This is a genomic window from Enterococcus dispar ATCC 51266, from assembly GCF_000406945.1.
Lineage (GTDB): Bacteria > Bacillota > Bacilli > Lactobacillales > Enterococcaceae > Enterococcus_C > Enterococcus_C dispar.
The window spans coordinates 734,773-748,455 of sequence record NZ_KE136354.1 but is presented as its reverse complement, the minus strand read 5'-3'; the positions used below and the strand labels follow the sequence as shown (position 1 = coordinate 748,455).

The 13,683-nt window shown below is 37.1% G+C and carries 11 protein-coding genes; 2 read left to right on the top strand and 9 right to left on the bottom strand.

Going from position 1 to position 13,683, the window contains the following annotated elements; translation table 11 throughout:
• Positions 1–102 precede the first annotated feature (102 nt).
• Entirely contained in the window at positions 103–1,311 is a 1,209-nt protein-coding gene (locus RK01_RS03600; protein ID WP_016171915.1) for an amidohydrolase family protein, read from the top strand.
• A 120-nt stretch (positions 1,312–1,431) separates the two neighbouring features.
• Here the strand turns inward: RK01_RS03600 and glmM are convergent, their stop codons facing one another.
• From glmM to cdaA, 3 genes are read right to left on the bottom strand one after another with little or no spacing between them, the layout of a single operon-like run.
• Entirely contained in the window at positions 1,432–2,784 is a 1,353-nt protein-coding gene (glmM, locus tag RK01_RS03595) for a phosphoglucosamine mutase (RefSeq protein ID WP_016171914.1), read from the bottom strand.
• A gap of 33 nt (positions 2,785–2,817) precedes the next feature.
• Positions 2,818–3,906 carry a CdaR family protein gene (locus tag RK01_RS03590; protein WP_016171913.1) on the bottom strand — a complete coding sequence of 363 codons (1,089 nt, stop codon included), beginning with the start codon at positions 3,904–3,906 and terminating at the stop codon, positions 2,818–2,820.
• Entirely contained in the window at positions 3,903–4,787 is an 885-nt protein-coding gene (cdaA, locus tag RK01_RS03585) for a diadenylate cyclase CdaA (protein WP_016171912.1), read from the bottom strand. The genes RK01_RS03590 and cdaA overlap by 4 nt, the downstream gene beginning before the upstream one ends.
• A 205-nt stretch (positions 4,788–4,992) precedes the next feature.
• Between cdaA and RK01_RS03580 the strand changes: the two genes are divergently transcribed.
• The gene (locus RK01_RS03580; RefSeq protein ID WP_016171911.1) at positions 4,993–5,511 is read left to right on the top strand and encodes a thioredoxin domain-containing protein; all 519 of its coding nucleotides are present in this window, start codon (positions 4,993–4,995) and stop codon (positions 5,509–5,511) included.
• Positions 5,512–5,594: 83 nt separating this feature from the next.
• On the opposite strand, the gene whiA is transcribed toward RK01_RS03580, so the two are convergent.
• The 6 genes from whiA to uvrA all read right to left on the bottom strand — a co-directional run bounded on the left by whiA (position 5,595) and on the right by uvrA (position 13,637).
• Positions 5,595–6,530 carry a DNA-binding protein WhiA gene (gene whiA, locus RK01_RS03575; RefSeq protein ID WP_016171910.1) on the bottom strand — a complete coding sequence of 312 codons (936 nt, stop codon included), beginning with the start codon at positions 6,528–6,530 and terminating at the stop codon, positions 5,595–5,597.
• 57 nt (positions 6,531–6,587) lie between these two features.
• The gene (locus tag RK01_RS03570; protein ID WP_016171909.1) at positions 6,588–7,574 is read right to left on the bottom strand and encodes a gluconeogenesis factor YvcK family protein; all 987 of its coding nucleotides are present in this window, start codon (positions 7,572–7,574) and stop codon (positions 6,588–6,590) included.
• The gene (rapZ, locus tag RK01_RS03565) at positions 7,571–8,455 is read right to left on the bottom strand and encodes an RNase adapter RapZ (protein ID WP_016171908.1); all 885 of its coding nucleotides are present in this window, start codon (positions 8,453–8,455) and stop codon (positions 7,571–7,573) included. Before rapZ ends, RK01_RS03570 begins: the two co-directional genes overlap by 4 nt.
• 245 nt (positions 8,456–8,700) lie before the next feature.
• Positions 8,701–9,420: an amino acid racemase gene (locus tag RK01_RS03560; protein WP_016171907.1), complete on the bottom strand. Its 720-nt coding sequence runs from the start codon at positions 9,418–9,420 to the stop codon at positions 8,701–8,703.
• A gap of 5 nt (positions 9,421–9,425) precedes the next feature.
• Positions 9,426–10,637, bottom strand: a complete 1,212-nt coding sequence (locus RK01_RS03555) for a carboxylate--amine ligase (RefSeq protein ID WP_211212149.1) — start codon at positions 10,635–10,637, stop codon at positions 9,426–9,428.
• Between the two features lie 180 nt (positions 10,638–10,817).
• Entirely contained in the window at positions 10,818–13,637 is a 2,820-nt protein-coding gene (gene uvrA / locus RK01_RS03550; protein ID WP_016171905.1) for an excinuclease ABC subunit UvrA, read from the bottom strand.
• Positions 13,638–13,683: the final 46 nt, after the last annotated feature.

The following is a 13,683-nucleotide window of genomic DNA, read 5'->3' as shown; positions in this document are numbered from 1 at the left end:
AGCATTTTTGATTGCAGTTAATTCAGCCTTAGTTGTGAAAATTAAAAATTCGCTTTTTGAACGCTTTAACGTTATCTTTATACTAAATTGGAGGTGTTTTTTATGAAAACGTTACTTAAAAATGTACGCATAGAAACCGACTATTTAACAGAAGGTAGTTTCACTTATGGAACAGCTACAAAAAAGCTCGCTATAATGTTTGATTCTGGAATTATCACTGCTGTTTTAGACAATGAAGTCGAAATAAGCAAAGAAAATTTGACGGAGGATTTGGTCGTAATCGATGGACAAAATACATTGCTTTTACCACAATTACGTGAGATGCATGTTCACTTTGATAAAAGTAAATTAGGTATTCCCTGGACCCCCATAGTACCAGTAAAAAATCGGATTGAACGTTTTACCAAAGAATTTGATTATTTAAACAAAGTCCCCCTCTCTTTTTCAAAGAGAATGGAAAATTTGATTAACTTAGAACTTTCCTGTGGCGTAACGCATTTTCGCTCTCATATTGACATTCATCCCACCGTGGGACAACGCTACCTTGAATCTGCCCAAAAGGTATTGGAAAACTATCAAAATAAATTGGACTATGAATTGGTCGCTTTTCCTCAACATGGTTTACTTTTATCAAATGCATTTAATGAGATGAAAACAGCTTTAGAAAATGGTGCTAATTTAGTAGGTGGTGTTGATCCAATCAGCATTGACAATGACTTAGAAACATCATTAAATCAAACATTTGAGCTTGCAACACAGTTTAATGTCCCGATTGACTATCATTTACATGAACGACATCACGATGCAAGAAAAGTATTTACTAAATTTTTAACATTAATTGAGGAAACAAAGTGGCAAGGTAAAGTGACAATTAGCCACGCTTACGGCTTACGCGATTTGCCAATTGAAGAAAGAAAAGAATTGTTTGCTCGCTTAGCAGCCAATAAAGTAACGATTATTTCTAGTATTCCTTTAGATTTTGTCATCCCGCCTCTAACAGAGTTAAAACAAGCCGGTGTCAAAATATTAATTGGTTGTGATAATATTTATGATTGTTGGTCGCCTTTTGGTAATGGCGATGTAATGGATAAGCTGAATCGTTATGCGGAAATTTTTGATTTAACTACGCAAAAAGAGCTGACAGAAAGTCTCGAACTAGTCACGGATCAAAAATTAATCACTGCTTCTGGTTGGATAAAGACAGGTATGCCTGCTAATTTTACCTTAGTAAATGCCGGTTCGACCGCCGAATTTGTTGCTCGCAAAGTTCCCGTTACTGCAAGCTATTTTAAAGGTCAGCGCGTAAAATAAAAGCGATCTGAAAAAATACTTTTATAAATATAGCAACCCGAATTTCCTGATTGATCCGGTTATTGCACAATAAAAAAGCAGGTAAAATTGTAAAACACAATTTTACCTGCTCTTATTTATTTAAGCACCAATTTCAGCTTGCACAACCGCAGCAATTTTATCAACATAATAATTTACTAACTCATCAGTTGGCGCTTCGGCCATTACACGTAATAATGGCTCCGTTCCTGAAGGGCGTACCAAAATGCGGCCTTCGCCATTCATTTCCTTTTCAGCCTCTTCAATCACAGCTTTGATTGCAGGAACTTCCATCGCACCATTTTTATCAGTAACGCGGATATTCACTAATTTTTGTGGATAAATAGTCACTTCAGCTGCCAATTCAGACAATTTTTTACCTGTTTCTTTCATAATGCTTAGTAACTGAATCCCCGAAAGCATCCCATCACCTGTAGTATTGAAATCTAAGAAGACCATATGACCTGATTGTTCGCCACCAAAATTGTAATCATTTTTACGCATTTCTTCAACGACATAGCGGTCACCAACTTGGGTAATAACATCTTTTAAGCCAATTGCTTCAACCGCTTTATGAAAACCCAAATTACTCATGACAGTCGTAACAATAGTATCTTGTTTTAGTCGTTTTTTAGAAGCTAAATATTTCGCACAAATATACATGATCTTATCGCCATCTACGATATTTCCTAATTCATCAACCGCAATAACCCGATCGCCATCACCATCGAATGCAAGGCCTGCATCGGCACCTTTTTCAACAACAAAAGCTGCTAATTTTTCGGGATGAGTTGAACCAACACCATCATTGATATTTAAGCCATTAGGCGATGTACCCATAGTATAAAAATCAGTTTCCAAATCTGCAAATAACCGATTTACGCTAGTGGCTGTCGCACCGTTTGCCGCATCGATACAAACAGTTACACCCGATAGATCTCCCGTAATTGTTTGCTCTAAAAATTGTGAATATTTTAAAAGACCTTCAGGAAATTCTTCTACAGTTCCTAAGCCTTCAGCAGAAGGCCGTGGCAACGTATCCTTCGGTGCGTCAAGCAAGGCTTCAATTTCAGCTTCTTGTTCATCAACTAATTTAAAACCATCGCTACCAAAGAATTTAATGCCGTTATCTTGAGCAGGATTATGAGAGGCTGAAATCATTACCCCAGCACTCGCTTTTTGCACCCGCGTCAGATAGGCAACTCCTGGTGTTGAAATGACACCTAGTGTGAAGACTTCAATTCCGACAGATAATAAACCTGCCACCAATGCATTTTCCAATAATTGTCCAGACATACGCGTATCTCGTCCTACTAAAACTTTTGGACGATGATCACTATCTTCATGCTGACTTAAAACATAGCCACCACAACGGCCCAGTTTAAATGCTAATTCTGGTGTTAATTCAACATTGGCTATGCCACGAACACCATCTGTACCAAAATATTTACCCATTTTTCTTACCTCACAAAATTGTTTTAGTTAATTTCATTCATTTGACGTCTGGTCCACTCCAGATTCTGTTGTCTCGCTGGTTTGTTCACTTGATGCAGTTGTTGTTTCTTTAACTTCTTCAGAAGAACTGGTTGCAGGTGCAGTAGAAGTCGTCGTTGTTTGTGTATTTGTTGTATTTCGCACCGGTGTGATTTCAACCTTGATTGTTTTTGGAGAAGCGACAACACCAGTCTCAGTTGGTATCGCTACTTCACGCGTCGTTTTTTCAGAAATATTGGTGATATCTACTGGCACAGCAATACTTTCAATCCCATCCAATTTAGACTGCGGCCCACGGATTATTGTCGATAAATTATCCAACTTAAAATCATAGTGAGAAATACCAGTTGGTACTGTCCCAACTTGAGAAGCGTAAAGGCTAACCGTTTTTTCAGGTGCTTTTACTTTAACAGTAATTTGTGCATCTGTCGGATCAGAAATTACACTTAAGCGATTTCCCTCTTTATCCAGAGCTTCAATCGTTGCTTTTTCTTCAAAGTCGGCACTGGCAGTTTTAGATGGATCGACAGTTGCCACAACACGATCAATTTCAGCCAACGTTTTTTCACCCGTAGTAATTTGTGCTTCTTCAGGTTCAACAGTAATACTATCAACAGAAAAACCTTCGCCTAAGTTAGAAGAAGATACAACTGGATTGATTTTAAATGACTTAGTGACTTTCTTTTCAATCGTGACAGTTACTTTGGCCGGGCTGATAGTATAACCGACAGCACTGCTGCCATTTTGAATCCGCAACTTTACTTCATGAGTGCCTTCACCCAAACCCGTCAAATCACAAACGACGCGAAAACCGCGCGTATCCGGATTGGCTTCAGCGTTTAATTGGATCCGGTTGGCACTATTTAATTTCACAGAAACATAAGGATCAAAGCCTAAAATATAATATTTATCCGAATCGTAAACCGGATGAATTTGTACTTTGTTGACCGTTTCTTCAAAATTTTCTGGATTAGTATTCAAAGTTGTTTGAACATTCCGGCCGTTGGCATTGAAAAATAAAATCAAGCTGAAAACAAACGCTAAGAAGCCATACAAAATATTGCTTTTACGACTTGAATTCATTTTTTGCCTCCTTTAGCGATACTTTCGATAAAGGTTTGAAATTGATTTTTCTTTGTCTCAGTTTTTTCTTCAGGAATTAATTCTCTGTGTAAAATTTTCAAATATTCTTCTTGAGAAAGCTCAGATAATAATTGATTATTCAATGTAATGCTGACTCCACCAGTTTCTTCTGAAACTACCACGGTAATCGCATCACTGACTTCACTAATTCCAACAGCCGCTCTGTGACGGGTACCAAATTCTTTTGGAATCAACATACTTTCAGACAAAGGCAAATACGCACAAGAAACAGCTATTTTATCATTGCGAATAATGACCGCCCCATCATGTAAGGGCGTGTTAGGAATAAAAATGTTAATCAAAAGTTCCCCGGTAATATCTGCTTCTAGTGGAATCCCAGTTTCAATATATTCTTCAAGCCCTGTGTTACGTTCAATGGTGATTAAAGCACCTATTTTACGTTTGGACATATATTGAACGGCTTTGTCCAATGATGTTATCAATTGCTCATCTTCTTTTTGTTCTTGTTTTGTCGTTTTAAAGAAAGTGCTACGCCCCAAATGTTCCAGTCCGCGTCTGATTTCAGGTTGGAAAATGACAATAGCCGCAATCACCCCATAGGTAATGACTTGATCCATCAACCAAGATAAAGTATGCAAGCCAATTAGTTCAGCACCAAAACGAATGGCAATAAAAATGGCTACCCCTTTAAACAACTGAATGGCTTTGGTACCTCTAACAAGTTGTATCAACTTATAAACGATATACCAAACAACAAGAATATCTAAAATATTGACAAAAAAATTCCAAGAAAAAATATCGACATTAAACATTTGTTTCCAATAATCGATATTAAATAATTCTTGAATGCTAAATGACATAGGCAGACTCCCTTTACTATTGGACTTACTTCAATAGTATAGCACAGCTTTTATATCCCCTCACCTGCAAAACAATGGAAGTTACAATTTTTTCATAACTCTTTTCAATTCTCTTCAAAAAGCAGCAAGATTAAACACAATATTTCCCATTTTGCTTTCTTTTCGCTACACTAACATTGAAAGAAAACAGAGAGGATGAAATGTTTTGGATATTAGTATTATTAATGCAGACGAGACAAATGGCGATGTGGGATTAATGATTGGCGATAAAAATGCTAAAAAAACGCTGGTTGAATTTATTAACCTGCGTTGTCCTTATTGTCGGCAATGGTTTTTAGAGCATGAAAAATTATTGGAAGCAGAAGTTGCTAACGGCAATTTAAAGCGCGTCATTAAATTGTACAATAAAGACAAAGAAAGCTTACAACGTGGAAATGTTATGCATCAGTATGTAACAAAAGGTGATGCAAAAAAAGCATTAGCAGACATCAAAAAAATCTTCTTATCTCAAGACCTATGGGGAGATTTACCATTAGAGTCAGTGGAAAAATTTGCCACAGAAAATTTGAAATTAGAAAACTACGAAGATGAACTAACTCAAAAAGCCATCATCACTGAAGCACAACGGGCGAATATTCAATTTGTTCCCACTATGATTATTAATAATCATATCTTTGACGAAAGTATTAGCGATGAGACCCTTTTAGAGTACCTTCACGAATAAAGTAAAGCCTGTCCGCCCTTCTCTTCACCTTGAAAATGAAGATAGTAACGGACAGGCTTTATCTATTTTAACAATCTCAATATTTAAACAGCTGGGTCTCTTAAACGATCCGCAAATTCGTTAATTTTACGAATGCGGTGATTAATCCCGGATTTTGAAATTGCACCAGAAGGAATCATCTCTCCTAATTCTTTGAGACTAACTTCTGGATGTTCCAAACGCAATTCTGCAATTTCTTGTAGTTTTTCTGGCAATGCCTGTAAGCCAACTCTTTGCTCAATGAATTCGATATTTTCTATCTGTTTGGAAGCGGCATCGATTGTTTTGTTTAGATTCGCCGTTTCACAATTCACTAGGCGGTTCACCGAATTACGCATATCTCTTACAATTCGGACATCTTCAAATTTCAACATTGAGTTCGTCGCACCAATTAAGGTTAAAAAGTCAGCAATTTTTTCAGCTCCTTTTAAGTAAGAAATATAGCCATTTCGCCGTTCTAATGTCCGAGCATTTAAGCCATAATAATTGAGCATTTGGCAGACATCTTGATTGTGTTCTTCATAAAGAGAATATATTTCCAAATGATATCGGCTCGTTTCCGGATTGTTCACCGAACCAGATGCCATAAAAGCACCACGCAAATAAGAGCGCATTTTTTGGGCATTGCCCATAATTTCATCTGAAATATGTGTTTGAAACATTAAACCATCCATAATCGCTAATTCGTTTAATACTTCTTGAGTGCGCTCTTTTAGCCGCACAATATACACATTATTTTTTTTTAGCTTCATTTTACGACGAACTAATAATTCACTTCGAACACCAAAATGGTCTTTTAATAAAGTATAAATTCGGCGAGCGATCGCTGCATTTTCCGTTTGAATGTTTAAGACAAACTGATGGTTACATAAACTAACCGATCCATTCATCCGAATCAAAGCTGCAAGTTCAGCTTTTGCATGTTCTCGATGAACTTCTAAGGTCGTCAACTCTTTTTTTACATCCGCAGCAAATGACATCACAATCACTCCTTTCTAATCTGTTCAATTTTCTCTAATAACAAATTTTATTGTTTTTTAATATAATATCCGCAATAATTCTTCGACAACTTTTTCACCATCATGGAAAACGCCGCCATCACGCAGTTCTAAGAAATCAGCAGAAACAACCCGACATCCTTCTTGACGCAAGCCTTTGAAATCGTGTTTTACTTGAACCAAATATTCATCATATATTTCTGGATTCATATAACCTTCTGGTACTTTTTCTGTGTTCACTAAAACTGTATCTACAAAAGGACGCTTTAAATGTTGATGTAAGACTTGAACGTGATTGGCATCAGTGAAATGCTCGGTCTCCCCTTTTTGTGTCATAATATTACAAATATAGACGGTTTCAGCCTTGGTGGCTAAAAGCGCCGCACCAATTTCAGAAATCATTAAATTCGGTAAAATACTCGTAAATAAGCTGCCAGGACCTAAAACAATCATATCTGCTTCCATAATAGATGAGACTACTTTTCTCGCAGCAGTTGGCTCGTTATCTCCTTCTTGATTGCGCACAAATACATGATCAATCGTTTTGCGATCAATTGCTATTTTTGACTCACCAATTGCTTCAGTGCCATCTTTGAAAATAGCATGTAAAACTAACGGTGTTTCACTGGAAGGGTAAATATGACCATCCACATGCATCATTTTTGTTAATAATTGAATGGCTTCATAAGTACTGCCGCGCATTTCTGAAATTGCAGCAATAATTAGATTTCCCAGCGCATGATTGGCTAAAAATTTATCGTCTTTGTGAAAACGGTATTGAAAAATATCAGAATACAGTTGAGACATATCTGATAAAGCTACCAATACATTGCGCAGATCTCCAGGAGGCGCCATCGCAATCGAATTGCGAATTTCACCACTACTGCCGCCATCATCTGCAACTGTGACGACAGCGGTAATGTCAATCCCCTGGTTTCTTAGACCACGCAAAATAACAGGCAAACCCGTGCCGCCGCCTACCACAACTACTTTTGGCTTCCGAATACGATAGGTTTTTAATTTCATGAACGATTCACCGTCTCTTTGCGCTTGTCTTTATCACGATGAGTAATATTGACTTTATAGTTTTTACTTAATGCCAACCCCAACCGTTCTGTCAGGGCAACGGAACGATGTTGACCACCCGTACAGCCAATCGCAATAGTTAAACTACTTTTGCCCTCTTTTACATATCCTGGCATGATGGTTTCTAATAACTGATAAAACTGTTGATAAAATTGTTCTGTTTCCGGAAACGACATCACGTAATCATAAACTTCTTTGTCTTTACCCGTTAATGGACGCAACTCCGGGATGTAATGTGGGTTGGGTAAAAAACGAACATCCATTACAATATCGGCGTCAATAGGCAAGCCGTATTTAAAACCAAATGAAATCATTTCAATACGAAAACCGCCTTCATTGGTTGTTTTGAATTCTTGATTAATCTTTTCACGCAATTGCCGTGGTGTTAAATTCGTTGTATCCACTACAAACGTAGCTTTTGTTTTCAAATCTTCTAAAATGGCTCTTTCTTTACGAATTCCCTCTGTAATCAATCCTTCCATTGCTAAAGGATGGACTCTTCGGGTTTCTTTGTAGCGCGAAACCAATTCTTCATCCGACGCATCTAAAAATAATACTTGCGTATCAATAAAATTCGTATTTTCAATGTCTACTAACATCTCTTGAATTTCTTCAAAAAAAGAGCGCGAACGCAAGTCTACTACTAAGGCGATTTTGGTCACTTTACCAGATTCTTTGATGAGTTCCCAGAATTTTGGAATTAATGAAGGGGGCATATTATCAATACAAAAATACCCCATATCTTCAAAACTTTGAATCGCTACTGTTTTGCCGGCACCACTCATCCCGGTAATAATTACTAGTTTTAAATTGTCTTGCATAAAAGCAGCTCCTCTCAATAGTTGCAAATTTTCACTTGAAATTTTCCTTACAATAATAAGCCGAACAAAGAAAGTATTTTGGACCTTACCTCTTTGCTCGGTTTTATTTCCTACTTAACATTTCACTTGCAACCTTGTATACATATTATAACACCCCGGGCGTATCATTAGCAATATAATTACATTCTTATTTGCTAGTGATATTTGCTGGTGACAAAATTTTAAGCAAAAAAAGAGATCATTCATTAAGAATGATCCGCTTTTTTACGATCTGCTAAAGCCCGTTCAATCGTACGATCAACTAAAATCGACTGAGCATCGACGACATCATAGGGATTATCCGTTGCAAACTCTTGCATTAAAGATAATTCGGTACAACCTAAAACGGCACTGGCGCAGCCGCACGCTTCGATAGCTTCAACTAAAATTTCATAATAAAGTGCTTTATTTAAAAAGTCATTTTCTTTAATATCACGATAAATCAAATTATTTACTTTTTGTTGTAATTTTTTATTAGGTAACATCACTTCAAAACCGACTTTTTCAAGTTCCCGTTGATAAACACCGGCTTTTACACTGCCTTCTGTTCCTAAAAAAGCAACTTTACCACCTTTTTGACGACGGCTCATTTCAATTGCTGCTTCTCGCGGCATATGCAAAATCGGAATTTCGGTTGCTGCCTGCAACATATCAAAAAAGTAATGGGCAGTATTACAGGTCAAAACAATAAAGTTTGGTTGCAATAAATTTTGTTTTGCAATGTCGTCTAATAAAAAAGGCAAAGGATTTTCAGCGTTTTGATCCAAAATATACGCAGTCCGATCGGGCACTGTGGCATGATTAAATAAAACGTAATTTAAATAGTCTTGATCTTTGTGGGTAACCGTCCGTAGATTTAGCAGACGAACAAAACTTTCCGTTGCTTGAGTCCCCATTCCACCTAAAATACTAAAAAAGTTTTCCACCAAATCTAGCCTTCTTTCTCACTGAAGTATTTCTTAAAGCCTGTTACATAATTGTGGAAAGCATACTTCATCAATATATAGCGACGAATAGATGAATCCTTTTCATAAAACAAGGTTGTTCCAAAACGTCCTGCTTTAATCAAATTTTCTGCATATTGTTTATCTGCATTATCTTTTGCATATCGGCGAAAAACTTTTTTGGGTACGCCCAACCAAACTTTCGCATCCGGATTATCTTTACGACCGTATGCCGTTTCTCTAAATACACTATTAAATACCAGGTCTTCTGTGACATATTTAGCCAAATTGAAACCACTTAACGTGACAAAGAAACTACTTCGTCCTTGGCGCAAGTTAATTTCAAATAATTTATATTGGCCGTCTCGACGATCATATTTCATATCAAAGTTGGCAAAGCCAACATAATTAATTTTCTCTAAAAAGCTTTTAATTGTTTGATAAATTGCGTCATTTTCATCGGGGACAATCACCACGTAATTTCCGACTGCAGCCGGTGCCGGATCTTCCAATAAAGGATGTCCTAAAAATATAAAGCGTGTATGCCCATTTTGATCCACATAAGCATTTAATACCCGCATATTGCTATCATCCCCAGGAATGAAATCTTGAGCAATCATTTCGCTTGTATAGCCAGCTTTGTATAGACGATCTAAAATCATATTAAACTCGGATAAATTATCAATAATAAAGGCCTTTTTACGTCCTTCAAAATCGACAGATAACCATTCCACACTATTGGCTGGTTTTAAAGCAACTGGGAATTCAAAAGGTAAATCTTGATTTAATTTACCGTCAACGACCATATCCTTCGTAATAATTAATGTTTTCGGATAAGGCAGTTGATATTTTTCACAAATATCATAAAAACTAACCTTATTAATTAATTTTTCAAATAGAGTATAATCGTTTGCTGCAAAAACATAATATTCTTTCAATTCCTCTTTATGTTGCGACAACAATTCTGCATAACCATCACCACAAGCCACCAATAAATATTTTATTCCGCGATCTTGATATTTTGTCTGCGCTAGTTTTAATAATTCCTCAATAAAGACAGGATCCTGATCAAAACCTGGAATTACATTTACATCTACAATTTTACTATATTTCGTTGGTGCTAATTGAAAAGAAGCATATGCGGTTGATTTCATACCGTATTCTTCATAAAATGCTCGGGCCATGCCATAAACATTCATATCACTACCTAATAATATGGGGACAAAAGGTTGTTGTTCCACTTTTTACCACACTCACTTCATGTTTTACTTTAACTATAGAATCTTCTATTAATACAACATTCGTATCATACCATAAAGAAAAAGAGCAATCAAAAGCTATCTTCTGACTGCTCTATTTCTAAAAGAAATATTAGTGATTTAATTTAAAACTTTTTTCAAATATTGTCCGGTATAGCTTTCTTTAACTTTGGCAATTTGTTCGGGCGTACCTTTAGCAATAATCATTCCGCCGCCGTCGCCGCCTTCAGGACCAAGGTCAATGACATAGTCTGCAGATTTAATAACATCTAAGTTGTGTTCAATCACTAAAACAGTATTCCCAGCATCTGATAAACGTTCCAAAACTTTCAACAACCGAGCAATGTCGTCTGTATGAAGACCCGTAGTCGGCTCATCTAGGATATAGAAACTTTTTCCGTTGGAATTTTTGTGGAGTTCACTGGCTAATTTCATACGTTGTGCTTCCCCACCAGATAAAGTAGTTGCAGGCTGGCCTAATGTGACGTAACCTAAGCCGACATCAACGATTGTTTGCAATTTGCGATGAATTTTAGGAATATGTTTGAAAAATTCCACGGCATCTTCAACTGTCATATCTAGAATTTCGGCAATATTTTTACCTTTATAGTGAACTTCTAAGGTTTCAGAGTTGTAGCGTTTTCCATGGCACACTTCGCACGGTACGTATACATCTGGTAAAAAGTGCATTTCAATTTTGATAATACCATCACCGCGACAAGCCTCACAGCGACCACCTTTCACGTTAAAGCTAAACCGACCTTTTTTGTAGCCGCGAATTTTGGCTTCATTTGTTTTGGCAAATAAATCGCGAATATCATCAAAGACACTTGTATAAGTCGCCGGATTACTCCGGGGTGTTCTGCCAATTGGACTTTGATCAATATCAATTATTTTTTCAATTGATTCATAGCCGGTCATTTTTTTGAATTTGCCGGGTTTATTCGAATTGCGATTAATTTTTTGGGCCAACGCTTTTTTCAAAATTTCATTCACTAATGTGGACTTACCCGATCCTGAGACACCAGTAACCGCGATAAACTTTCCTAATGGAAAATCAACATTCACGTTTTTTAAATTATTTTCTGACGCTCCTGTGATTTTTAACTTCTTACCGTTGCCCTTGCGGCGCGTTTTTGGTACTGGAATCACTTTTTTACCCGATAAATATTGTCCGGTAATGGAATTAGGATTGGCAGCGACTTCATCTGGTGTCCCAGCCGCCACAATTTCGCCACCTTGTGCACCGGCGCCAGGTCCAACATCAATTAGATAATCAGCGGCTCGCATCGTATCTTCATCATGTTCAACGACAATTAAAGTATTGCCTAAATCCCTCATCTTTCGCAAAGAAGCTAGCAGTCGATCATTATCTCGTTGGTGCAAACCAATCGATGGTTCATCCAAAATATACAAGACCCCGGATAAGTTTGAACCAATCTGAGTAGCCAACCGAATTCGTTGTGCTTCCCCTCCAGATAATGTTCCAGCAGCACGGCTTAAAGTTAAATAGTCCAAACCAACATTTTGCAAGAAATTTAAGCGATCACCAATTTCTTTTAGAATTGGTTTTGCAATCATTTGTTCTTGCTCGGTTAATTTTACCGTTTCAAAAAAGTTCAAGGCAGCATGAATCGCCTTTTCACTAACTGCACCAATATGAGTTCCATTAATTTGGACTGATAAGGCTTGCGGATTTAAGCGATATCCATGACAAGCCTCACAGGTAAGCTCTGTCATGTAAAGACGCATTTGATCTCTGGTAAAATCACTATTGGTTTCGTGGTAACGACGCTTGATATTGGTTAATACGCCTTCAAAAGGAACTTCAACATCGCGAACACCACCAAAATCATTTTCATAATGAAAATGGAAGGTTTCTCCATTTGACCCTCTTAAAACAATTTGTTGTTGCTCTTCAGGCAATTTTTCAAATGGAGTATCTAAATCAATCCCAAAACTATCGCAGGCTTGAGCTAACATTTCAGGATAATATTGTGAACTAATTGGATTCCAAGGTACAATCGCACCTTCACGTAATGTTTTGCTTTGATCTGGAATAACCAAGTCCAAATCGACTTCTAATTTCACACCTAAACCATCACATTCCGGACATGCTCCAAAAGGCGCGTTAAAAGAAAACAGACGTGGTTCTAATTCTCCTACCGTAAAACCACAATAAGGACAAGAGTAATGTTCACTAAATAATTTTTCCTCTTGACCAATAACATCGACGACTGCATAACCTTTCGCTAAGTGTAAAGCTGCTTCAAAAGAATCAAACAAACGAGAACGAATACCATCTTTAACCACAATTCGATCAATAACAATTGCAATTTCATGTTTTAAATTCTTTTCCAGCTCTGGTACTTCACTAATATCATAAATTTCGCCATCTACACGGACCCGCACATAACCTTCTTTTTGAATTAATTCAAAAACCTTTTTGTGTTGCCCTTTTTTTTGATACACAATAGGAGCTAAAATTTGAATTTTGGTGCGCTCTGGTAAGGTTAAGACTTCATCGACCATTTGTTCTACAGATTGACTTGTAATTTCAATATGATCATTTGGACAAATGGGATGCCCAACACGAGCGTATAATAAGCGCAAGTAATCATTAATCTCTGTTACTGTTCCAACCGTTGAACGCGGATTTTTACTCGTTGTTTTTTGATCAATCGAAATAGCAGGACTCAAACCATCGATACTATCGACATCCGGTTTATCCATTTGACCTAGGAATTGACGAGCATATGCTGAAAGACTTTCAACATAACGCCGTTGTCCTTCTGCATATAAAGTATCAAAAGCAAGCGAACTTTTCCCAGAACCAGAAAGCCCTGTTACCACAACCAGTTCATCTCGCGGAATCGTTACATCAATATTTTTTAAATTATGGGCTCTGGCGCCATGAATCACGATTTTATCATTTGCCATATCTTTACTCCTTAATCGTTTAAAAGCGTCAAAAGACGCTTTTAAA